Raw genomic sequence first — 23,625 nt, forward strand, 5'->3', positions numbered from 1 at the left:
AGTTGGGCAAAGTTAGACAAAGTTGGGCAAAATAATCTAAGCCAACAAAATTTTTTAGTCATTTAACGGTGTTTGCAAACGCACACGGTTAGGAGACAGTTTGGCCATCAGTTGGGTGGGCATTGGCGGAATGGCATTGGTCATCATATCTGCAAGTAATTCAGCACATAATGGTGCAAAGGCAAATCCTTTTGACCCCATACCGCTCATCGTCCAAATGCGACTTATGTCTGTATTGGCATTGACTGGCTTATCAACTTGGTCATCAATTCGCCCAACAACAGGGTGATAATCAGGCGTTTGGGCTCGGATACTGGCTCGGCCCTGCCAGTCGATGCTGGTTGATATCGACTCGCTGTCAGTAAACGCCATGCCAGTATCAGCAAGAGCATTGATGAGCTTATTAAGATTGTCTTTATGCTCTTGTGGACGCAAATCAGTCGCTGTGTCATTACGCACAAAACTTGCCCCCAATAAAAAAAGGGTTTGGGTATTTGGTTTTTGCTTGGCTTTTTTGCTTGATTTTTGTGAAAGAACATCGTTTGGCAAATCAGTAAAAGGTGTGCAATAGCCACCGTATTTGACAGGTATTTTTGGCAGATATTGCCATTGATTTGCTGTGGGGGTAAACCATGATACTTGTCCACGGATTTTGCGATAATCAAAAATCTGCTGATGTAACAGACAACTTTCATAAGCGGTACAAATCACCACCGCATCGGTATTCAGCGACTGCTTGTTTTGAACGTTAACCTTGATGCCTGTTTTGGTTTGAGTCATGCTGGTAACACAAGCGGTCTGATAAGTAATCAAGGGGTGAGCAAGAACATGTTTTGCTAAAGCTTTGGGATTGACCAATCCTGCTTTGGGGAAATAAGCAAATGGTAAGTCAATCATGGACAGATGACGGCATTTTGCCATGTTTGCCATGTCAGTTACCATGCCAGTTTTTTTGACAGTTTGCTGATGTATCATCATGGCAAAATCATCTGGATAGTCGTCGATTTGTTTGGGCTGTTTGGGATTGGCATTGGCTAATGTGTCTATGACCCCTGTTTGCTCAAAGATTGGTGCTGTCGAAGGGGTGGTTATTTGTTGATAAAATCGAACACCATACAGATAGCTCATGCTGTGCAGATGCTTATCAACCTGTGTCAGTGCTGTCATTCTGGGAGCAAGTACGGCTCTGGGATTGCCTGATGCCCCTGATAGTGGGGCGGTTTTGTCCATCAAAGTGATTGTGATGCCCCGATTTGCCAACGCCCATGCACTCATCAATCCTGCAATGCCCGCTCCAATAACCAGCACACTTTTTGGCGTAATTGAAGGTGGCGTACTTGAAGGTGGCGTACTTGAAGGTGGCGTATTGGAAACATGATGTGATTGGACATCAGCAGATTGAATGCCACTCGTTGCTAATTTTGCTGTCAGCATTTCTCGTTTACGCCCAAAGCCCTTAACCTTGGTAACATCAAAGCCAATGGAAGCTAAGCTTCGTTTGACCACCCCTGCACAACTAAATGTCGCAAGCGTTGCATTGGGGGCAGACAAGCGTTGAATTTGAGCAAAAATTTCATCTGACCATAAAGACTGATTGCACGCAGGAGCAAAACCATCTAAATACCAAGCATGGATTTGACCAGATGCTTGCTGATTGAGATGGTGTGGCTGACCAACATGTAGCATTGGTAAATTATCTGCTGCATCGCCCAACCACAAATCCAATGTCAGAGCGTCATTAACAAAATTGATGCGATGACACCCTGCCACCAATGGTGGGTAATTTGCCAAAAATTCGCTGATTAAAGGCGCCAGGTTGGGTTGGCTGTTTTGCCAATCTTGTAATGCTTGGGTTAAATCGGTATGGGTCAGTGGGTGTTTTTCAAAACTAATAAAGTGTAAACGTGGCAACTGAAAGATTGCCTTATCATTGCTCATCTGATTGAGATGTGGCTTGCGAATTTGTCGCCATAACAGCCAAGTGGCAAAAAAATTCAGCCCCGTACCAAACCCAAGCTCAGCGATGACAAAGATTTTTTGCTGTTGCTCATGTGATGACACATACAAATTGGCAAAACGTTGTGGCAGATGATTATGCCCAATAAACACATGATGAGCTTCTGCCAAACCATCTGCCTTAGAAAAATACACATCGCCAAACTGGCGTGATACAGGCACAGTATGACCTGCATCATCGGTTTGCCAATCAATCTTGGCAGGGGTAATTGATGCTGTTTTAGAAATTGTGGAATCAGGTGAATGATGTTGTTGATTAGACATGGGCAACCACTACCAGCGTTCACGCTGACGGAACACAAACAAGCCTAAGCCAAAGCCCACCAACAGACTGACAATCACGGTAAACACACCATACAAATAAAGTTGCCCACTGCGTTCATGTACCAGTACGTTGACTTGTGTTTGTAAGTCGTTGACTTCTCGTTGAAGTTTGGCGTTTTGGGTCAGTAACGTTTGGTTGGCAGCAGATAGCTTACTTTCACTGGGTTGTTGGTTGGCAAGGGTTTCAAGGTCATTTGTTGATGGGTTGGTGCTGGGGTCAGTTGTGGTTTCATTGTTGATGACAGTAACTTTGGGGGTCGTATTGGGGACTGCTGATGCTGTCATGCTAATGACAGAAGAAAGGAACATCAACAACAAGCTTAAGCACAGACAACGGGTCAGTCGATTGCCATTTGTGCGACTTATGTGATTTGTACCGCACAACATGCCATTTGCACCACTGGCATGTTGTGAATAAAAAATGTGCTGAACCATAAACATCAACCGTTCATGTTAAGGCATGGGTAAGGTTTGAACAAACGGCTTGATGTCCACATGGGCATATACCCCAGCGTGCAGATAAGGCTCATCTTTGACCCACGCTTGTACCGCATCAAGCGAGTCAAACTCAGCAATGACCACACTGCCAGACATCTGCTTACCCCCATGCTCAATGGGAGTAGGGCCTGCGATGACCAAGCGGTTTTGTTCTTGTAAGGCGTTTAGCCGTGCCACATGGGCAGGGCGGGCTTGTTGACGTTTGGTTTGGCTGTCAGCAACATCATGACCGATAAGAACGAATAAAGGCATTGTGTGTCCTAATTTATGTATTTTGGTTGGTGTATTTTGGTTAAAGTCAGTATCATGAAACATCGTGAAGCATTGACATAAAAAGCTTTGACATAAAAATCTTTTTTTGGTGAACGTCATTCTTGTGGTTTGCTGAGATTGGGGTTAAGGTGGTTTTTTAACAGAGCAAACTGCCCAACCATAAACAGCAACATAATCGGTATCCAACCCCAAGTTTTAAAATTAATCCATGCGTCATTGGACATCATAAAGGCTGTGATATAATGTAACGTTGCCATCAGCATAAAAAACCCACCCCAAGCCAACGTCAACCGCCTCCAGCCCATATCTGATAAAGCAAACACATCTTTCATGGCAAGCCTCATCAACGGTTTATTCATGGCAACACTGACAAACAAACTGAACGCAAAAAACCCATTGATAATGGGGGATTTCCAACGAAGATACACATCATCATGAAGCAACAAACTGATGCCACAAAACAGCACCGTCAGTAGCAACACAACCCATTGTTGTTTGTCTAATTTGCCCTTTTGTCGCATCAAATGAACAGCATATACCACCAACGTAGCGACCAACAACGCTGCTGCTGCTTGCAAAATGCCGTATTGCTTGGCAACCACAAAAAAGGCAATCAAAGGGATAAAATCAAGAATGGCTTTCATAAATAACAACTTGCTAACATATTGGCGTACTTTTGGGCATGATAACAGGCATGATAAAGGTGAGACCAAATGGAAGTGAGCCAAATAAATATCAAAATAAATATCAAACAAAATGCGTTTGACATTAATATCATACAACATACAATGAATGCCATCACAGATGGCATAACACATTAAACGCCATAAAAAAGGCCGCTTAAGTTTAAATCATTCTAAGTTTACACAATTCAAGGCATAAAAAAAAGCCAAAACCGCATTCTTAGTTTTCACTCACCCAAATGAGCAATTAGGACAATTGATGAAATATGATTTACACTGCCACAGTACTTGTTCTGATGGCACTTATGCCCCTGATGAGCTGGTCAAGCTTGCCAAAAATCGGGGCATAGATGTACTGGCATTGACTGACCATGACACCATCAGTGGATTGCAAATGGCCAAGCAAACCGCCGAAAGCATTGGATTAACCTTTATCTTTGGGGTAGAAATCAGTTGTGTTTATACGCTCACAGGCAGTCATGACAGAGACAAACAACGCAATAAAATCATTCACGTGGTGGGGCTAAACTTCACCGACATCGATGCCATGCAACAGCAGTTACAGTTTATCCAAGACAGCCGAGCTAATCGTGGGCTTGCCATGGTTAATAAACTTGCTGACATATTACACATCGATGCTGATGCTCTTTGGCAACAAGTACTTATCAAAGCGTCTGGCGATGCCAAAGCGGTGGGGCGAAGTCACATCGCTCAAGTATTGCACCAAAATGGATACGTACCCACCGTGCAATCTGCGTTTAGCAAATATCTGGCAGACAACAAACCTGCCTATGTCAAGCTTGATGCTTTAAGCCTACAAGATGGCGTGGCACTGATACATCGTTGTGGTGGTAAAGCCATATTGGCACACCCCACACGCTATGACCTATCTGCCACCTGTATTCGCCGATTGATGGCTGACTTTGCTGAATATGGCGGTGATGCGTGTGAATTGCCTGCCATCGATGAGCCACTGAGCAAACGCAAAATGATTGACCGTGTGATACAACAGCATGACCTACAAGTGTCTGTGGGCAGTGATTTTCATGGCACCAGCATGCCATGGCGAGCATTGGGCGATGTGGCAGAATTAAATGCCACACAAGTCGGTGTGTGGCATGATTGGCACATTTAATTGATTCTTGAAATATATCCAAATCTATTCTAGAATATTTTCATTTATTGTCTTACATTCCACAGTTAAGTTAAGACTAAATTGCGAGTACGCAGTAACTTAACTGGTAAGACGTTTCCAAACACACACTTAAGCTAATTCGTGTCTATGACAATCCTAACAGTAGGATTAGCTTAAAATAAGAACCTAAGATGTACGGTGTGTCGTACGGGCGGTTGCCACTATCTTAGGCTTGCGGTCGGGCTTGACCGTCTAGCAGCAGGAATCCCCGCACTTTAGGGCGGGGAGGAAGTCAAAGTACTGACGTATCAGCTTGTTGACTGTACCGTAATCATACTATGGTGGCACATTCTCAATCGCATCATTGTTTGTGATGCGTCAATTTCATTCTCATTCTAAAGCCTTGTGGAGCATTTATGTTGTCATTAACCAAAACTGTTTTATTAGCATCTTGCTTGTGTGTTCTGGTAGGCTGTACTAAAACCAAAGAACAACCAATCCAAGCACCAGAAACCGAGGCTGCCACACAATCAGAGGCTAAAACCACCGTTAACTCTGAGTACACACAAAATCCAAACTGGGAAACGATTGTCGTTGGCTCAGAAATCAACTATCCACCGTTTGAGTTTCAAGATGAAAGAGGTCTTCCAATGGGTTTTGAGATAGATTTGCTACAAGAGCTTGCCAAAGCTGAAGGATTTAATGTGCAATTTATCCACCATAACCGCAATGAGATGGCACAGACGCTAGATAATAATAAGTATCGCATTTGGGCATCGGCATTATCTGTCAGTCCTGAACGCGCTGCAATTGTTGATTTAACCAAACCTATCCTGACTTCAGAGTATGTTGTAGCGGTATTAGATAACGAAAAAAATGCCAACATCACAACAGACAAAGATTTACAAGGTAAAACCATTGCAGTCAGTAAAAATGCCAAAACAACCTTAGAGCATGCACTTAAGGTCTCAGGTGATCAGCAACTTATTGTGCCATTAGACACATATTTTTTAACGGTAAGAGAGCTTTTTAGTGGTAAAGCTGACGCACTCATCAGTGATAAACGAGTTTTAGATTACTACATCGCTAAGTATCCTGATATGAAAATCAAAACCATCAATTTAGACGGCAGTGAGCAAAAAGATTTGGCCTTTGCTGTTAAAAAAGGTGATGGTGAGATGCTCAATAAGTTAAATAGCGGTTTAGACAAATTAAAGGCTGATGGTACTTATGAACGTTTAGTACAAAAATGGTTTGGTACAACGTCTTAACTTAGTTTTATTATGCGTAATTCTCCACCAGTCATCTTTAAATTTAGATGGAGACGTAAGCACTAATGTATGCCAAATCACAACCAAACCACTTACTTTAAAAAGTTAGCTGTCTAAGCTTAAGTTGTTATGGGTTGCAAGGATTCTCACACCTACCGCTAGGTTTGGTGGTGGAAGTATGTCAAAAAGGCTTGCAGTGTGGTTCTTTTTGCCTATCATTGGGCATTGATGAATGGCAAAAACAATATCAAAAAACAATATCAAATGGATAAGCAATTCTATGGAATATAGAACCTATGGATTTGGGTGGGTTTTTTAGAACGGCATGTTAGTATGTTATATGTTAGTGTTAGTATGTTAAAAGTTGGATAATCTAAATGGTTAGTTGGTAGTTGGATACACGCTTGAAACAGACTTTCATACACATTCTTAATCAGTCATTATCACAGATGGTGTTTCATTGGCAACAATCCAATCAAATGGCACTGTTATTGACATGTGTTCTATATGAACTGATGATGTATTGGGCGTGGTTTGTGTTGGTATGGTTTTTTTTAGATGAACTGATGCCTGCGTTAATCCCATTTAGGGTTTATTTATTTTGGTTAATATGCACAGTTTTCATGGGTGTTATTTTAGTACTCATTAAATATGTCAATAACCGCCCACCTGCCAAACATCGCTTGCACCAACTTGATAATGGTTTGGCGGTGCTTGGGGTGTTTTATATCACCATGATATTTTTAGTTAATGGTGGTGATACGTTGTATTTGGGTGTCAGCCTTGTGAGTACAACGTTACTGTTCATCATGTTGGGTAATAAACACACAACATGGTATTCGTTTTTAGCACAACTGGTTACAGTAATGATATTGAGCTTGATGGATTTTTTAGGCATTGAGCTACCAACACTGTATGACAGCAAAATGTTATACCAAATTGAGGTGAAGCAGAGCTTTTCAGGGGTATTTTTACAAGCCAGCTTATTGATGTTTGCCACACTCAAAGCCTTCTTTAGTGTCAAAGTTTTAAAACAATTAATGCACTTATTTGACGAAAGTCGCCGTGTTCTGCAGTATCAAGCGGACCATGACACCATGACAGGGGTCAAAAACCGACGTTACGCCATAGATTGGTTACAAAAGCATTTATTTGACATCAATTCATATCAGCACCAAAAGCATCAGCATGAACCACAAGATTTAAGTGTGATATTGTTAGACATTGATTTTTTCAAACGCATCAATGACACTCATGGACATGGGGCAGGTGATGAGGTGCTAAAAGAAGTGGCAAGACGTTTACAACAGCAAAGCCAAGAGTATCATTATCGACAAAACTCCAGTGAAATGGTGTTGATCAGTCGTTATGGGGGTGAAGAGTTTTTGGTGGTGATGCGAAGAACCACCCATGATAACGCCTTAAAATATGCCGATCGTTTACGCCGATGCTTGGCAGATGTGCCAGTTTATGTGCCTGCTGAGAAGACACATATTGAGGTAACCGCAAGTTTTGGTGTGGCCAGTTTGTCTGATGCTGAGATTAATACGCTTCGTGTTGATTTAATCAGGCATATGTCAAAACCAGAAGAAACCGACTCTGCTGAACTGACCACCATGCACATCAATGCCATTAATGATAATGAGCTAAAAAATAATGACCAAAACATCAATGACCAAAATATAAACGACCACAAAAACAGTCTTACCGCTAAGCACAGCTGGTCAAATGTTCAAGATAAAGCCATGTTGGTCGCCGTCCGTCAACAAAAACTGAAAGCTGACTTTATTCGCCAAGACCGCAGTATTGATAACATCATCAACATGGCAGACGTTGCTTTATATGATGCCAAAAAGATGGGGCGTAATTGCGTCATCAGTGCCATGCAGACCATCAGCATTGACACGCTGTTAGAAGATGGTTTTAGTTTGTCTGGTTCGTATCAGCCAAGTAAGGCTTAAAGATGTTTTTAGTCTTTAAATTTCTAGTCTTTAAAATTGTTAAACTGCAATGGTACACCAAATCTTTTTTCTTTTAGTAACGCCATTGCCAACTGTAAGTTATCTCTTTTTTTATCCGTTACTCGCACCTTATCGCCTTGAATGCTGGCAGAGACCTTTAAGTCGGATTCTTTTAAGGTTTTGCTGATTTTTTTGGCGGTGTCGCTGTCTAAACCGTCTTTTAAATCAATCAATTTTTTAATTTGCTTACCTGAGCCTTGATTTTCCTGTGGGCTAAGCGATTGTAAATCCACACCACGCTTTATCAGATGCTTTTCGAGCATGGCATAGACATTGTCCATTTGTAAGTCATTATCTGCCAAGATGGTCAAGGTTTTGGCTTTTTCGTTGAGTTCAAGTTTGATGTCACTGCCTTTAAAATCAAAGCGAGTGGCAATCTCTTTTTCGGTGTTTTGTACAGCGTGCTTGACTTCAAAGGTCTGTAATTCTGAAACAATGTCAAATGATGGCATGTGATGCTCCTTTCTTGCTTGTTAAAAACTTTGCTTGTTGAAAGCGTCTGGTAAGATAAGTTGATACATTAATAAGGGTCTTACTTTTATTTTAAACACAATTTTGCTCATTTATTAGATGGATTGGTTGAATTGATTGGACGAATGGTTGTGTCATTAGGCCACAACTCCAGCCCCCAACTCTAGACCACAAACTCAATGCGAAATTTACTGTATTTGGCTTGTTGGCTATCAATGAATAGGCGGGCGTTTAATGCTTTAACATGATGTTTGACCAACTGCATTCCCATACCGCTTCCTTGATTTGCGTCAGTGCCACTTTTATTATTATCAACCACCCTGTCATCAACCACCCTATTATCAGCCGATTGGCGATAAAGCTTTTGCGAAAACAGCAGCTTTATGATTTGTTCACCAGAGAGATGTTTGGCATTTTTTTGCTCAATTAGCCCCGCTGTCATCGCATCTTGCACCAGTTTGTTAAAGTCAATACCACCACCGTCATCACTGCATTGCAACTCATAGGCATGACCGTCTGCTGTTTCGGTCTTGGTCAGATGAATGCGTATTTGTCCATATGCGGTTTTGCCTGTACCAATACGCAAGGTGGCTGGCTCTATGCCGTGATGAATGGCATTGGACAACAGCTGTAAGCTGATGTCATAAATCATGCAACGCTGGGTGTTACTAAGTCCTGATTCATTCCATGTGGGGCAGTGTAGATGAATGTGTTTTTGTTGGGTTTTGACTTCATTTTCGACAAATTGGGTGAGTGATGCCACCGTTGCTCGGTTGTCAGTTGTTAAGTCATTGGCCACAGTGAGTGATAATTTATCTGTTAACGTTGGGTGCCAAACTGGTTGATTTGCTGGCAAATCATCTGGCAAGTGTTGTCGTTGTTGATATACTTGTTGATACGCTGTTTGTTGTAATAAGGTAAGCTGTTCTATTGCATGTAATGCCGTGGTAAGGGCATCATTTTTAGCAGATGAATGCACGTTTTGTTTGGTTGATAACATTTGGACACAATGATGAATTTGTGTGGCATGTTGGAGATAAGGCGGTAAGTCTGATGCTTTAGCATCAATCAAAATGCTGTGTGCCGTACGCAATAAAAAATCAATATGACCAGATGCCAAAGTGTGATTGTTCGCTTTATCCTGAGTTAAATTTTTTGTTGGTTTGGTGTGTGCGTCATCGGTATGTGCATCGTTGGCTTGTATGTCCGATAAATCATTAAGGGCTTGATTGAGCATGGATAGGCGTACGTCCATGCGTTTCATAAATGTCAGTAACCTTGTGGCATCAATTGTTAATAACTGTGGCAACGGTTCAAGTTGATTCAAGTCTGTGCTGTTGATATGTTTGCTGGTTGAGTGGTTGGCTTTATTTGTGGTGGGGTTTAACGTGGTGGGGTTTAATGTTGTGGGGTTTGACGTTGTCGGGTGGCTGGTCAATACAGATGTGGTGATATTGGCAGGGCGTACTCTGACTAACAGATGCTCATCTGCTTGGGTGGAAAATAATGGTGATGGCTGTGATTGTGTGGCTGTGTTTAATAAAGTAAAGGAAAATGACAGCTGTTTTGATGACTGTTTTGATGATATGTCAGTGCCAGTGTGAACGATGAATGACACTGATTTTAGCGGATTTTTTGCATCAATGTCGTCATTGGTCAATAAACCTTGGTAAATCTCATTGATGAAATTTTTAGCACGTTCATGGTCAGCTTTTGGAATGCGTCGCTCAAGCAAGCTTAAAAAACGGCGGTGGCTCAGTTTATCAATTCCTATGATGGATGTTAGCGTGGGCGATTGTCGTTCGGTGATGCGTCCTTCAATATCCAAAAAAAACAGCCCATCATAAGCTGTGGCAAACAGTTCATCATTTAAGTGAGCGATTTGTCGCATCTTAGCATTGCTTTGCTTGATACGGCGAGTAAAATAGACCACCAGCCATAATAAATAGACAGCAAGCAAAATAAAGCCACTCCAAAACACCTTTTTGGTGACAGATGTCCAATACGCATTTTGTTGCCTACGTTCTTGTGTTAATTGTTTTAAGGTGTCAGCCATTGATTGATGATTTAGATAAGCAAAATTGGCTAAAGCCAGTGTGTCGTTGTCATCATGATGAATGAAGTTTGTGCCACCTGTCAGTAGGGGCTGTAGCAACGACTGTTGGCGTTGCCATGTTAGATTAAGATTGGCTAAGGCTTGGTTGTTACTTACGTCATTGACTGCTTGTATCAATATCATTTCACCAGCACGGTTTTGTATTTGTCCACCTGATTGTAGGTGATGGAGCAACGTATCGATGCGATTTGCATTATCTTCAACTTGAGTAATAACAGCAGGAATAAGGGCAACAAGGTCATCATTGGCTTGGGTGAGTAATGCCAACTGTTCTATGTCAATGGTCAGTGTGGTCAAGCGATGAGTCAACTCTTCGGTGATGTCAATTATCACATGGTTGTGTTTCATTTGTTGATTGGCAATATGACTGCTGATAAGCATCAATGACAATATTGCTCCCAAACCTAATAAAGAGTATGTCCATAATGACATATTGGATTTTAAATTGTGTTTTGGCTGATGTGCTTGTTGTGTGATTTGCTCAGATGGCTCAGATTGAAACTTAACATCATCAATGGCGTGATGAATGTCCATACAATCAGCATCTTGATGATTAAGATGATTGCCAGAATTGATATGGTCATTAGGACTGATATGGTTGTTAGAACTGGCATGATTGTTAGAATGAGTGGTGGCAGATTGGCTAAGATGGGAGATGCGATGAGACATAAAACGACCGTACGACGATATTGCAATATTCAAGCAAATTGCATTGCTAACAGCGACAAAATAAGCAACAAAAAAAGCGTATCATACCATTATTCAAGCAAAAATTGATGGGTGATATTAATATCAGCTGCATATTCCTTTATCAATTTTTTACCGATGCTAAAATGATTGACACTGAAATTTTATCAATACTTGATATTCTGGCAGTTGTACCTGTCGATAAGAGGATTGTCCAAAAATATTTCCCACCACACTGCCCACTCGTCCAAAGACGCTGTTTTTCTTCGTCCGTGTGCCATGGTGTTGATTGATTTCTTGTTTTAATATCATCGTTTGTTGAGTGTTACATAATTTATTGGCTCGTTTTTTGGCAAGAGCATAAGCTTGGTTGGGATTTGGTGCAATGCCAACCGCTTGATGCACAGGCAACCCTGTAACCTGTTGTGGATATTGTGTGGCATCAACGGACTGACAAGCGACCAGACCCATGCTGATACCCATGCTGATACTAAGGCAAATGCCCGCTGATGAAGCCACATAAGAATACCGCCATAATCCAACCATTATGAACCAACCATTATCAACACACCATATCAACAAGACAGCAGGATAAAACCAAAATAAAATAGCGACATAAGATGACATAAGTGTATCATGATACGCTGTCTATCGTGTTACAATGACAGGCAATTTTTTAATTCATGTCAATGATGAATGATTATTAATGATTGATAATGATGATTGATACAGTGAGTTGAGTAACGATGATAAAAAATAACCCCACCCAACTGATTGATGCACCAGAAGGTCAATTGCAAGTTGATGCCTTGTGGCACAATGATGACCCAATGGACACTGCGGTAGAACGCATTGCGTTGTTGTGTCACCCCAATCCTTTAGGGCAAGGCACAATGATGAATAAAATCGTAACCACCATGTACCGATTTGCCCGTGATTTTGCCAAAGAGCAACCAGATGAGCCTATGCACGTGGTGCGGTTTAACTATCGTGGTGTGGGGCAGTCCACAGGCAGTTATGGCAATATGGACGGTGAAATTCAAGATGCCTTGACGGTGTTGCAATGGATGGCCAACCAAACATCAGCCCGTAAACTTTGGCTGGGTGGTTTTTCGTTTGGGGGTTATGTGGCGATGAGCTTGGCTCAAATGATTGACGAACAAGGGGCATTTTTGGGCATTGGTGATTTTGAATTGACTGATTTGGCATTGATTGCCCCATCGATTGAGAGGCACTCTTTGGATAACATCGCATTGCCAACAGAAAAAACCTTTATGGTGTATGGTGAGCATGATGAGTTGGTTTCTCCGAGTTCTTTGGCAAAATTTGCACAAGACTTTGGTATTTGTGCTGATGTGGTTGATGACACAGGACATTTTTTTCATGGAAAATTGGGCGAGTTGACCAAGTTATTAAAGAAAAATACGTCTTTAATTAAGTAGTGCGTCTTTAATTAAGTAGAATTTAATTAAGTAGAATTTAATTAAGTAGAAAGCTTCAATTGTCCTGTCATCTTTTTAATGGAGTTAAATCATGATGAGGCTCACTCCCTTACAACGTTATGAGCAAGCCTTACAATCCACAGAGTTTAGTGAAGACCCACAGCAACGCATGGCAATGACTTATTTGGATACGGTCAGCCATAAATTACAAAACTTTAATCCTGATAAAGGCTTTTTTGGCTTTTTTAAGCCAGCTCCAAAACCGCCAAAGGGCTTATATATGTGGGGGGGTGTTGGTCGTGGTAAAACATGGATGATGGACATGTTTTTTGACGCAGTGACTATTGAGCGTAAGATGCGAATGCACTTTCATCATTTTATGAAAGATGTGCATAAACAGCTCAATGCGTTGTCAGGGCAGGCCAATCCGTTGGTCAGTGTGGCGGATAATATTCATAACAAGGCCATTTTAATATGTTTTGATGAATTTTTTGTCTCCAATGTGTCCGATGCGATGATTTTGGGTGATTTATTTACCCTGCTGTTTGAGCGTGGCATCACTTTGGTGGCAACTTCCAACATTGAGCCATCAGGCTTGTATAAAGACGGCCTGCATCGAGACCGTTTTTTACCTGCCATTGCTGAGTTAGAAAAACACACCAAGATAATGAACATTGATTCTGGCATTGATTATCGCCTAAGGGTGTTGCAACAAGCTCAATTATATGTATCACCATTGACCAAGGATAATGCCCATTGGCTTGCCAATCGCTTTGCCAGCCTTGCCAATCAGCAAAAAATCAGCAAAGACCCCATCAGCATCAATGGGCGACAAATCAGCATCAACGCCCGTACTGAAAATACCTTGTATTGTGAGTTTCGTCAGTTGTGCCTAGAGCCACGCTCAGCCAGTGATTTTATCGAAATTGCCAATGATTACAGTACCGTATTGGTGGATAATGTGCCAAAACTAAGCGATGAATTGCGTGACCCCACTCGTCGCTTTATTTATTTGGTGGATGAGTTTTATGATCGTCGGGTGAAGTTGCTTGTGCGAGCCCAACAGCCCATCTTAGAATTGTATCAAGGTGAAAAACTGGCGTTTGAGATTGAGCGGACTCGCTCAAGGCTTTTGGAGATGCAATCTGAAGCGTATCTCAAACAAGCACATCGGCTGGATAAAAACTAACCAGCAGATGACCCATCACGCCAATACAAATCAATTTGTCCAAAACATCGATTACCCAAAACATCACTTATCCAAAGGAACACCACATGCCAACCAGCACCGATATTTTAGACTTTATCAAATCTCGCCGTTCCATCGGCAATTTGATTGCCCCTGCCCCCACTCGCAAACAAGTTGAGCAAGCCATTGAAGTTGCCATGTCTGCCCCTGACCATAAATCGCTCAATCCGTATCGTTTTGTTGTCCTAGCAGGCAATGCGTTAAAACAGTTTGGTGAAGCGTTAAAAACTGCTGCCATTGCTCAAGGACAAACCGATGAGATGAGTTTGAGCAAAACTGAAAATCTGCCCTTAAGAGCCCCCATGATAGTGGCGTGTGTTACCCGCTACCAAGACCATGAAAAAGTTCCGCATTGGGAGCAGTTGGCAGCGTGTGCTGCCAGCGTGCAAAATTTACTGCTTGCCTTTGATGCTCAAGGTTTTGCGACGGTATGGCGGACAGGCTTGCTTGCCAATGAGCCAGCGGTTAAAGCATTTTTTGGTGTTGATGACATCAATCAAGTGGTGGGATTTGTTTATGTGGGAACGTATCAGGGTGATGTGCCAGAACGGGCAGTGATTTTGGTAGATGATTTTGTTGAGTTTCGTCAATAACCATCATAAATTTGGTTTACAATATACCTTATGATGCTTTCTCATCGTCATCGTTATGTTGTTACTGTCATATTGCCACTGATGTTATAATCAATATCATTTCTGTTACAATCAATGTCATTGCTGTTAAGATTAAAAAGGGAATTGCATGAAAAAGCCACAATTGCCAACCAACTTAAGCGAGAATTTAGACAAGCTTGGCATCAATAAAGACAAAGCAAGCAAGCTTTTGGCGGAGATATTGGACATGCGAAAAAAAACCAAACTGCCAGTGGATATTGATAAAGAACAACCAAATGCCCAAACTGATGCCAGCGAACAAACAGTCAAACAGACGATGACCAGTCATGACCATGTTGCACCACTTCGATTGGTGTTTTTGGGTGGAGGCAGTTTTGGCACGGCAATGGCAAACATGGCAGCAAAAAATGGTTGCGACTCAACGTTATGGGTACGCAATAAACGCAGTGTCAAACAGATGCAAAAACACCGCATTAACAAAAAATATCTGCCTAATCACCAACTCGATGAGACACTAAAGTTCAGCAATAACTTGGCAGAGAGTGTTAAGGACAAAGACATCATCTTTGTGGCAGTACCCAGCTCGGCGTTTAGAGAGATGCTACAAAATATTGCCCCACACATCACAGGGCAAGCGGTGGTGTCTTTAACCAAAGGCATGGAAAAAGACACTTTTGCGTTGATGAGCGACATCATCACCCAAGAGTTGCCTGAAGTGAGTTATGGGGTGATGAGTGGACCTAACCTTGCCAAAGAAATCATGGACAACATGCCATCAGGCACGGTCATCGCCAGCGAGTCAGAGCAGTTGCGTCATGCGGTACAGATGGCATTGCATTCGGCGTTTTTTCGGGTGTTTGCCAGTGATGACGTGCGTGGTGTGGAGTTGGGTGGGGCATTAAAAAACATCTATGCCATTGCCATGGGCATGGCAGCGACTTATGATGTGGGTGAAAACACCAAAGCCATGATTCTGACCCGTGCCTTGGCAGAGATGAGCCGATTTGGGGCACATATGGGGGCAAATCCGTTGACATTTTTGGGGTTATCTGGTGTTGGTGATTTATACGCCACTTGTAGTTCAGAATTAAGCCGTAACTTTCGTATTGGTAAGCTGTTGGCACAGGGGGTAAGTCTTGAAAATGCCATCAAAAAGTTGGGACAAACGGCTGAAGGTCTCAATACCATTGAGCAAGTTAATCAAAAAGCCAAAAAAGATGGCATCTATATGCCCATTACTCAAGCATTATATGCCGTGATTTATCAAGACCAAGCCCCCTTAGGGGTGGCATTACACTTAATGGAATCTGGCTTTAGAAGTGATGTGGAGTTTGTCATGCCACATAAGAACGTAAAGTAAAGGACAGCGTGAAGTCAAGGAATGGACATACAAAGTGCTTTAACCAAAAAAGTAACCAAAAAAGAATAAGAAGCAGGGATAGACACTGTTGCATCAGCTGATTGACGGTAAAATTTACTCTAGGGAAAAAGCAGTCATTTTTTTATACCCATTGAAGCGTTTTATGATTGGGTAACTCATAAATAAAGGCAAATCAATGAAAATCATCTTAATTCGCCACGGCGACGCAGGGGCATACACTCACCCAGACAGCGAGCGTCATCTGTCCGAACTTGGCAAATATCAAGCTGAGCAAACCGCTCATTGGCTGACTGACTATGGCAAAACATATGGCTTACCAACCTTATTTGTCTCAAGCCCTTATCACCGAGCCAAGCAAACATGTGACATCATCAGACAACCGTTTATCGATGCTTTTGTACAAATCAAAGCTCCCTTACAAATCATGGATAACATCACGCCTAATGACGATGCCAAAGTCGCTTTACAAACATTGTGCGATGTTTTTGGAACAAGTGAGAGTGAGCAAATGATTGTGGTGGTCTGTCATATGCCCATTGTTGCCAAATTGGTGGCATTGCTCACAGGCGATACGCCAGTCAGCTATGCCCTTGCTGAAGCCCGAGTGATTGACACGCCTGTGTTGGTAGAAGGACTTGGCAAGCAAACCGATGCCTTTATTCCCAAACAAGCCTAAATCAGACGCCCTAAATCAGTTCAGTGACCTTACCCATGATTACCCTATGGATACCCACGCTTTTTGATGCTGTTGCTATGGATAACAATCAATCCAACCAAACAGCCAGCCATGTTTATCTTTACCAAGAAAAACAAAATCAAGAAGAACAAACAGGTAAACTTGACCTGTGGCATGGCCATGCCAATTTATCAGCGGTTGCCAAAGACCACCCCAATGCTGATGTGTGCTTATACATACCGTCCACCAGCGTGTTGCAACTGCCTCAATGGTTAAGTAGCAAACGTTGCCAACAGTTGGGTGAATCAGGAATGCGGTATTTATTTGAAGAGATGACATTAACGCCTGTTGAACAGTTGCAGATTAAGTCATGGAGTGTGGGTAATTTACATCAGTTATTTGCCTTACCACAAGCTCAGATTGAGCAGTGGCAATACGCCACCGAACTGGTTGGATTAAAGCTTGTGGCGTTGTTGCCTGATTATCTGTTGCTGCCCATTCCTAAAATGGGACAGCGAAGTGTGTATCTGTATTTTGATAAGCAAACATTGTTGATGCGTCGCTCTGTGTCTCATGGTGGGGCGATTGGTTATCTGCCATTAATGGTACAACAGTGGTTGGCAAATCAAGATAATCAAGATAATGATGTGGCTGATGTTGATGATGACTTGCTGACATCGCATGTCAATCATTCAACACAACCCGACCATGTGAACGATGAACAATTAGACAATGTGTATGTCATCTCTTCTTCTGGGCTTATGGCATCTAATGACGATGATGCGACATGGCACACCACCGTAGAACAGATGGGCAACCGTCATGGCTGGCAAGAAGGCATCAGTCAACTGTTGCATCATGGCATTGCGGTGCATGGCAGCCAAGCGACATTAACCCCTGTGGCACAGCCCATTCAACATTCATTAAATTTTTACCACATCAAACGCACGTCCATCGCATCGCCTTATCTTAAGACTGCCATCATGGTGATGATGGTGGCATTGGCATTACAGTTGATGGTTGATGCCTTGCAAATTCAGCAATACAGTACCGCCAGTCAAGCCACCCAAACTGCCATTCGTGAGCAATACCAAGCATGGTATCCTAACGAACGACTCAACAACCGCACACAGTTACAAACTCAGTTATCGCCAAAACTTATCAATACCGCTGGACAAAATGATGCCACAAGCACACAAATGCAACAGATAAGTGCCTTATTAAGACAGTCTGATGTGGTGGCAAGCGTGCTAAATATGCAGCCAGAACAGATAGAAATGACTGTGCTTGCAAATAATCGCCAAAGTTTAGACACATTGGTGGCAAATTTACAACAAGCAGGTATGAATGCCAACTTAGGCACGGTAAGCAATGTTACGGTAAGCGATGCCACGGTGAATACCACCGCCCAAGCAAACACAACCGTGCCTGCTCCTAACAGCCAAGTACAAGGACAGTTGGTGGTAACGCTGGGGTCTTAAATGTGATGTTCACAGCATCTTTTTTTATTTTATGCAATGGCAATTTGATTTATGGCAAATTCAGCAGGAATCAGTAAACGACTTAAACCAAAATTTGACCTGACCAACACATGGTACGACTTAACCAACAAATGGCAACAGCTGTCCGCCCGTGACCGCATGGCGTTGATGGTGTTGTTGGCATTTTTATTGGTGATGATGTTGTTTGGGGCATGGACCTTACACACCAATGCCCAAGCCAGCCAGCAAGCTTATACCAATAAAGTCAATGATTATTTTTGGTTACGGTCGCAAGCAGGCAATCTAAAACCACAAGATGCCAGTCAACTGTTGCAAGATGGCGACTCTCAGCCGTTATCCACACAAGTATCGTCATTATTGAGCCATCATGGCATCATCAATCCTCAGGTAATGACAGCGGGTAATGGCGTACAACTGTCATTTGAACACCACAGCCAAGCCACCGTGTCGCAAGCCATCAGTCAATTACAGATGCAAGGGTACGTGTTTGATGCTCTACAAATCCGTCAAGACCCCAATACTCATGTTTTGCAGGTACAGGCAAACATATCAGCCCATTAACTATCTCAGCCCATTAACATTAAATAGTCATGATGGATAATAATGGATATTTGGCGGTGTTTGGGTTTATTGGGTTTAAGGTTTAATCGCTTATCCAAATGGGCTCTGGGTGTAAACTGATGCCGTACTTTGCCTTGACGGTACTAATGATTAAGTTTTGTGTGGCAGTGATGTCCGCTTGGCTGGCAGGTGGTTCATCAACTTTACTGTGATTGGTGAGTACCAGTGCTTGCTTATCATGGATTAATATTGGATAAATGCCTTTGCCTTTCAGACCAGCATGGTCAATCAACCATGCGGCAGGCACTTTAACCAACGATTCGTTAGAGTTGCTGGATTGAACGTGATGGCATGGTAGGTCAGGATAATATGACAGCAGATGTTTATAATCGGCTTGGCTGATGATGGGGTTTTGAAAAAAACTGCCACAGTTTGGCAAGATTTTTGGGTCAGGTAATTTGCTTTGGCGGATACTGATGACAGCATTCATGACATCTAAGGGAGTGGGCATGTCTTGAATGTGGTTGGCAACCGCTTTGACATCACCATAATCCACACAAACGTCAGTGGCATCTTTATGCAGCCGAAATCCTACACGGCTAATCAACCATGTGTTGGGATTTTGTTTAAATATGCTGTTGCGATAACCAAATTGACACGCCTTGTTATCTAAAGTGTGCCATTGACCACTGGGAATGTGATACGCACGCACATAAGTTAGGCAATCTTCGATTTGCACACCATATGCACCAATGTTTTGTACAGGGGCTGCTCCCACCAGACCGGGGATTAAAGCCAAATTTTCTAACCCATACCAGCCGTTTTGTGTGCATTGCACCACCAATTCATGCCAAGAATGCCCTGCCATGACTTCAATATCAACACCATACTCGCCGTCTTTTAGCGCATGAATGCCTGAAAACCTTGGTAAAATCACACTTTTTGTTAGGTGTTTGGGTAAGATGATGTTACTGCCACCAGATAACAGCAAAAACCCATTTGTGTCATCAGCCACTTGTGGCATGATGCTGGTGATGTCAGATTCTTGTTCTAAAACGATGAGTTTATCGGCAGTACATGCCAATGCCATGGTATTTCTTTTGCGTAAGTCTTGATGATAAAGAATCTGCATGATGATATTGATGGCTCGATAACGTGAAGATGAATTAAGGTAAAAAGAAATTAATGTAAAAAAGAAATTAAGGTAAAGATAAATGAAGATAAGTAAGGTGAATGTTAAGCGATGGTAAAATAAGATGGCGTTAACGTTGTGAATTTAATGGTGTGATTTTAACCGATGTAACTCACGGCGTTGTTTTTTGTTGGGTTTGCTGTCGGGTCTGGCAAGATTGGCAAGTTTTCTTTGTTCGGCATAAAAGGCACGCCGTGAGCGACTTTCGGCAGTCTCTTCATACAATGTTTGTGCGATACTGGCACTGCCACGCTGAGCCGATAAGGCTTGCACCACCACGGTTTTTTCGCTCATGGTGGTGGCAGAGCCTTGACGCACGGTGATTATATCGCCAATGCTGATTTCTTTGCTGGTCTTGACACGACCACCACCCATATGCACCTTGCCCCCTTCGATGGCTTTTTTGGCAAGGCTACGGGTACGAAAAAACCGAGCCGCCCACAGCCATTTGTCTATCCTTACTTTATCATCTGTGTTGCTGTTTGTGTTGTCGTTCATATGTTTGTTGGTCTGTCTGTTGGTTGATTATCGTATTTGCTCATTATTGTAAAGCAAGGAGTGTTATTTTAAAAACCGTTGTCTTAAAACATGTTATTTTAAAACTTGTTATTTTAAAAACAACTGATAACCCACATTATCATTGATGGGTTCACAGTCATAACCGATGTCATTTAACGCATCTTGCAGTTGTCTTGAGTTGTCTTGAGTGGCTTGCAAACCCACCAGTACTCGACCATCTGCTGCCCCATGATTGCGATAATGAAACAGGGTGATGTTAAAGTCACTGCCCAGTTTTTCTAAAAAATTTAACAATGCCCCTGGACGCTCTGGGAACAGCACTCGAAACAGCTGTTCATTGGCAACGTCAGCATGACCGCCAATCAGATAGCGAATGTGGGTTTTGGCAATTTCATCATCGGTCAAGTCATGTGCCAAATAGCCGTTATCTACCAACTGTTTTGCGATGGTTTGGCGTTCTTTTTCACCTTCTTTTAGGGCGATACCAACAAAGATGCTGGCAAGCTCGTTTGAATCTGGGGCATTGCTTGAGCGTACTCGATAGTTAAATTCAGTGATGTTGCGTCCATGTAAATTACGACAAAAGTTTAAAAACGCCCCTGTCTGTTCAGGAATGGTGACCGCAAATATGGCTTCTTTATTTTCACCAATTTCAGTACGCTCGGCAATGTAGCGTAAGCGGTCAAAGTTCATATTCGCACCACAGATGATGGCAACGCAGTTTTTGCCCTGTAATTGATGGGCTTGAATGTATTTTTTCATGCCAGCCACTGCCAATGCCCCAGCTGGTTCAACGATGCTACGGTTTTCTTCAAAAACATCTTTGATGGCAGCACACACTTCATCATTATTACAAGTTACCACATTGGGGTTAACAATGACCCCACTGCCATCACTTTTTGGCAATCTGACCAATTCAAATGGCAATTCACCAAGTTGAGCCACCGCCACGCCGTCAACGAACAACCCCACTTGTGGTAAGCGAATGCGTTCGCCTGTCTCCAAAGCAGCCTTTAGACAAGCGGCATCTTCTGGTTCAACGGCAATCACCTGCACATGGGGGGCAACCTCTCCTAAAAATGCCGCCACACCAGCCAGCAAACCACCGCCACCTGTGGCGATGAACACATAATCCATGTCTCGCCATTGTTGGTTAAGCTCCATGCCAATTGTCCCTTGACCTGCAATCACTTGAGCGTTGTCATAAGGCGGAATGAAGGTTAAGCCGTCCGCTTCACTGATGGCAATGGCATGGCGGTTGGCATCATCAAAGCTATCACCGTGTAGCACCACATTACCACCCAATGCTTTAACCGCATTGACTTTAATCTCAGGTGTGGTGGTTGGCATGACAATGACGTTGGGAATATTTAAATGTTTGGCAGAATATGCCACACCTTGAGCGTGGTTACCTGCTGACGCACAAATTACGCCACGTTGACGCTGTTCGTCCGTTAATTGGCTGATGCAGTTATACGCCCCACGCAGTTTAAAAGAAAAAACAGGTTGCAAATCTTCCCGTTTAAAGCGAATGTGATTATCATAACGCTGGCTTAGCTTGGGGGCGGTCTCAAGTGGTGTTTGAATGGCAACGTCATAGACGCTTGCTTGTAATATGGCTCGAACCCATTTTGATAACATCTTAAATTTCCTGCTAGGTGGATAGGTAACTATGGCTAAGTGGATAATGATGACAGACGATGATAACAGACTAAGACAGTCAATGAAAAGTAACAAAAAGGTCAATCATGTGTTTTTATGTGTGAACGTTTTTATGCTTTAAAATTGATAAGCTTTTAACATGAATGATAAGTATACTGTCAGCATAACATCAGTTACAATGGTCATGACACGATTCATGATCATGGTCAAAATCCTTAAATTCATATCATAAGGGGAATCTTATGGCATTTGGCTTTTTAAAATCTAAAAAAGACCCCCAGCAAGCTGATACAGTAGGCTTAGCTAACAGCAAAACCAAGCCAAAACCAGCAACAAAAGCCACTTCAGCACCCAAACAAAGCGATTTACAAGCACACCCACGCATTCGTCATATTGTGGCAGTGGCTTCAGGTAAAGGCGGTGTGGGCAAATCCACCACCACCGTTAATTTAGCATTGGCACTACAGAAGATGGGGCATCGAGTGGGGGTGTTAGATGCGGACATTTATGGGCCTTCTATCCCAACCATGCTTGGTATCGAGGGGATTAACCCTGACATCGAAAACGAGCAATTTGTTCCCATAAATGCTCATGGTTTGGCAACATTATCCATTGGCAGTTTATTGGACAGCGACACCACCCCAGTTGCTTGGCGTGGACCAAAAGCCACAGGGGCATTGATGCAACTGTTTCATCAAACCAATTGGCCAAACCTTGATTACCTATTGATTGACTTACCACCTGGAACAGGTGATATCCAGCTGACATTGGCACAACGCATTCCTGTGACTGCTTCCATAATTGTAACCACACCCCAACATGTGGCATTAATGGACGCACAAAAAGGCATTGAGCTGTTTCATAAAACCGACATTGCTGTGCTGGGGCTGGTTGAAAACATGGCACTGCACACCTGTGGTCAATGTGGGCATACCGAAGCAATCTTTGGTCAAGGCGGTGGTGAGCAGATTGTCAATCAGTACGGTGTGCCATTACTTGGGCAACTGCCTTTAGCCAGTGGCATTCGTGAGCAGGCAGATAAAGGGTTACCAAGCGTCATCGCCAATAATGGGGCAGGAGATGACTTTGCTGTGTTTTATATGGACATTGCCAAAGCAGTGGACAATGGCATTGGACAATATGCCAAACAAGCGACAGCACGCATTTTTTGATAAGCATGTTGGTCTGCCAATAATAAAACCACAAGACAGCGTTAGGCTCATTTACCGCACTGTTTGTATGCCTTAACTTGTCTGTCTTATCTCGATTTTATTTTTATTCGACGATATAATAGCGACTTTGTAAGTAAAACTTGTAAAAAATCAAGGGTAC

General features: G+C 42.6%; 20 protein-coding genes and 1 pseudogene. 11 read left to right on the top strand and 10 right to left on the bottom strand.

Features of this window, described 5'->3' with window-relative positions:
* Positions 1 to 54 precede the first annotated feature (54 nt).
* From mnmC1 to B0682_RS00315, 4 genes are all read right to left on the bottom strand, one after another.
* Positions 55 to 2,280: an FAD-dependent 5-carboxymethylaminomethyl-2-thiouridine(34) oxidoreductase MnmC1 gene (gene mnmC1, locus B0682_RS00300; RefSeq protein WP_078306117.1), complete on the bottom strand. Its 2,226-nt coding sequence runs from the start codon at positions 2,278 to 2,280 to the stop codon at positions 55 to 57.
* A 9-nt stretch (positions 2,281 to 2,289) separates the two neighbouring features.
* Positions 2,290 to 2,775 (bottom strand): SH3 domain-containing protein, encoded by a 486-nt coding sequence (locus tag B0682_RS00305; RefSeq protein ID WP_143823210.1) that lies wholly within the window; start codon positions 2,773 to 2,775, stop codon positions 2,290 to 2,292.
* Positions 2,776 to 2,793: 18 nt separating this feature from the next.
* A complete protein-coding gene (locus tag B0682_RS00310; protein WP_078306297.1) occupies positions 2,794 to 3,090 on the bottom strand; it encodes a YciI family protein in 297 nt (98 codons plus the stop codon).
* Positions 3,091 to 3,206: 116 nt separating this feature from the next.
* A complete protein-coding gene (locus tag B0682_RS00315) occupies positions 3,207 to 3,929 on the bottom strand; it encodes an inner membrane-spanning protein YciB (RefSeq protein WP_476738451.1) in 723 nt (240 codons plus the stop codon).
* Positions 3,930 to 4,053: 124 nt separating this feature from the next.
* On the opposite strand from B0682_RS00315, the gene B0682_RS00320 reads away from it, so the two are divergent.
* From B0682_RS00320 to B0682_RS00330, 3 genes are all read left to right on the top strand, one after another.
* The gene (locus tag B0682_RS00320; RefSeq protein ID WP_078306118.1) at positions 4,054 to 4,929 is read left to right on the top strand and encodes a PHP domain-containing protein; all 876 of its coding nucleotides are present in this window, start codon (positions 4,054 to 4,056) and stop codon (positions 4,927 to 4,929) included.
* A 416-nt stretch (positions 4,930 to 5,345) separates the two neighbouring features.
* Positions 5,346 to 6,200 carry a transporter substrate-binding domain-containing protein gene (locus B0682_RS00325; RefSeq protein ID WP_078306119.1) on the top strand — a complete coding sequence of 285 codons (855 nt, stop codon included), beginning with the start codon at positions 5,346 to 5,348 and terminating at the stop codon, positions 6,198 to 6,200.
* Between the two features lie 404 nt (positions 6,201 to 6,604).
* The gene (locus B0682_RS00330) at positions 6,605 to 8,161 is read left to right on the top strand and encodes a GGDEF domain-containing protein (protein WP_078306120.1); all 1,557 of its coding nucleotides are present in this window, start codon (positions 6,605 to 6,607) and stop codon (positions 8,159 to 8,161) included.
* Between the two features lie 23 nt (positions 8,162 to 8,184).
* Here the strand turns inward: B0682_RS00330 and B0682_RS00335 are convergent, their stop codons facing one another.
* The 3 genes from B0682_RS00335 to B0682_RS00345 form a co-directional block, all read right to left on the bottom strand.
* On the bottom strand, positions 8,185 to 8,673 hold the full coding sequence (locus B0682_RS00335) for a YajQ family cyclic di-GMP-binding protein (RefSeq protein WP_078306121.1): 489 nt from the start codon (positions 8,671 to 8,673) through the stop codon (positions 8,185 to 8,187).
* A gap of 182 nt (positions 8,674 to 8,855) precedes the next feature.
* Positions 8,856 to 11,477, bottom strand: a complete 2,622-nt coding sequence (locus tag B0682_RS00340) for an ATP-binding protein (RefSeq protein ID WP_078306122.1) — start codon at positions 11,475 to 11,477, stop codon at positions 8,856 to 8,858.
* Between the two features lie 159 nt (positions 11,478 to 11,636).
* The gene (locus tag B0682_RS00345) at positions 11,637 to 12,041 is read right to left on the bottom strand and encodes a hypothetical protein (protein WP_143823211.1); all 405 of its coding nucleotides are present in this window, start codon (positions 12,039 to 12,041) and stop codon (positions 11,637 to 11,639) included.
* A gap of 200 nt (positions 12,042 to 12,241) precedes the next feature.
* Here B0682_RS00345 and B0682_RS00350 point away from each other — a divergent pair, with 200 nt between their 5' ends.
* The 7 genes from B0682_RS00350 to gspM all read left to right on the top strand — a co-directional run bounded on the left by B0682_RS00350 (position 12,242) and on the right by gspM (position 18,920).
* A complete protein-coding gene (locus B0682_RS00350; protein ID WP_078306124.1) occupies positions 12,242 to 12,937 on the top strand; it encodes an alpha/beta hydrolase in 696 nt (231 codons plus the stop codon).
* A gap of 94 nt (positions 12,938 to 13,031) precedes the next feature.
* Positions 13,032 to 14,126, top strand: coding sequence for a cell division protein ZapE (gene zapE / locus B0682_RS00355; protein ID WP_078306299.1), 1,095 nt, complete (start codon positions 13,032 to 13,034; stop codon positions 14,124 to 14,126).
* Between the two features lie 86 nt (positions 14,127 to 14,212).
* Complete coding sequence (locus tag B0682_RS00360) at positions 14,213 to 14,779, top strand: nitroreductase family protein (RefSeq protein ID WP_078306125.1); 567 nt, start codon at positions 14,213 to 14,215, stop codon at positions 14,777 to 14,779.
* Positions 14,780 to 14,927: 148 nt separating this feature from the next.
* Positions 14,928 to 16,160, top strand: a complete 1,233-nt coding sequence (locus tag B0682_RS00365; RefSeq protein WP_078306126.1) for an NAD(P)H-dependent glycerol-3-phosphate dehydrogenase — start codon at positions 14,928 to 14,930, stop codon at positions 16,158 to 16,160.
* Positions 16,161 to 16,356: 196 nt separating this feature from the next.
* The gene (sixA, locus tag B0682_RS00370; protein WP_078306127.1) at positions 16,357 to 16,857 is read left to right on the top strand and encodes a phosphohistidine phosphatase SixA; all 501 of its coding nucleotides are present in this window, start codon (positions 16,357 to 16,359) and stop codon (positions 16,855 to 16,857) included.
* Positions 16,858 to 16,892: 35 nt separating this feature from the next.
* The gene (locus tag B0682_RS00375) at positions 16,893 to 18,338 is read left to right on the top strand and encodes a type II secretion system protein L (protein WP_078306128.1); all 1,446 of its coding nucleotides are present in this window, start codon (positions 16,893 to 16,895) and stop codon (positions 18,336 to 18,338) included.
* Between the two features lie 51 nt (positions 18,339 to 18,389).
* On the top strand, positions 18,390 to 18,920 hold the full coding sequence (gspM, locus tag B0682_RS00380) for a type II secretion system protein GspM (RefSeq protein WP_078306129.1): 531 nt from the start codon (positions 18,390 to 18,392) through the stop codon (positions 18,918 to 18,920).
* 82 nt (positions 18,921 to 19,002) lie between these two features.
* Here the strand turns inward: gspM and murB are convergent, their stop codons facing one another.
* From murB to ilvA, 3 genes are all read right to left on the bottom strand, one after another.
* A complete protein-coding gene (gene murB, locus B0682_RS00385; protein ID WP_078306130.1) occupies positions 19,003 to 20,052 on the bottom strand; it encodes a UDP-N-acetylmuramate dehydrogenase in 1,050 nt (349 codons plus the stop codon).
* A 144-nt stretch (positions 20,053 to 20,196) separates the two neighbouring features.
* Positions 20,197 to 20,610 (bottom strand): RNA-binding S4 domain-containing protein, encoded by a 414-nt coding sequence (locus B0682_RS00390; RefSeq protein ID WP_078306131.1) that lies wholly within the window; start codon positions 20,608 to 20,610, stop codon positions 20,197 to 20,199.
* Positions 20,611 to 20,718: 108 nt separating this feature from the next.
* Complete coding sequence (ilvA, locus tag B0682_RS00395; RefSeq protein WP_078306132.1) at positions 20,719 to 22,272, bottom strand: threonine ammonia-lyase, biosynthetic; 1,554 nt, start codon at positions 22,270 to 22,272, stop codon at positions 20,719 to 20,721.
* A 281-nt stretch (positions 22,273 to 22,553) separates the two neighbouring features.
* Between ilvA and B0682_RS00400 the strand changes: the two are divergent.
* Positions 22,554 to 23,465, top strand: a pseudogene (locus tag B0682_RS00400) (Mrp/NBP35 family ATP-binding protein); the annotation flags it as partial.
* Between the last annotated feature and the right edge of the window lie 160 nt (positions 23,466 to 23,625).

Source organism: Lwoffella lincolnii (assembly GCF_002014765.1).
GTDB lineage: Bacteria > Pseudomonadota > Gammaproteobacteria > Pseudomonadales > Moraxellaceae > Psychrobacter > Psychrobacter lincolnii.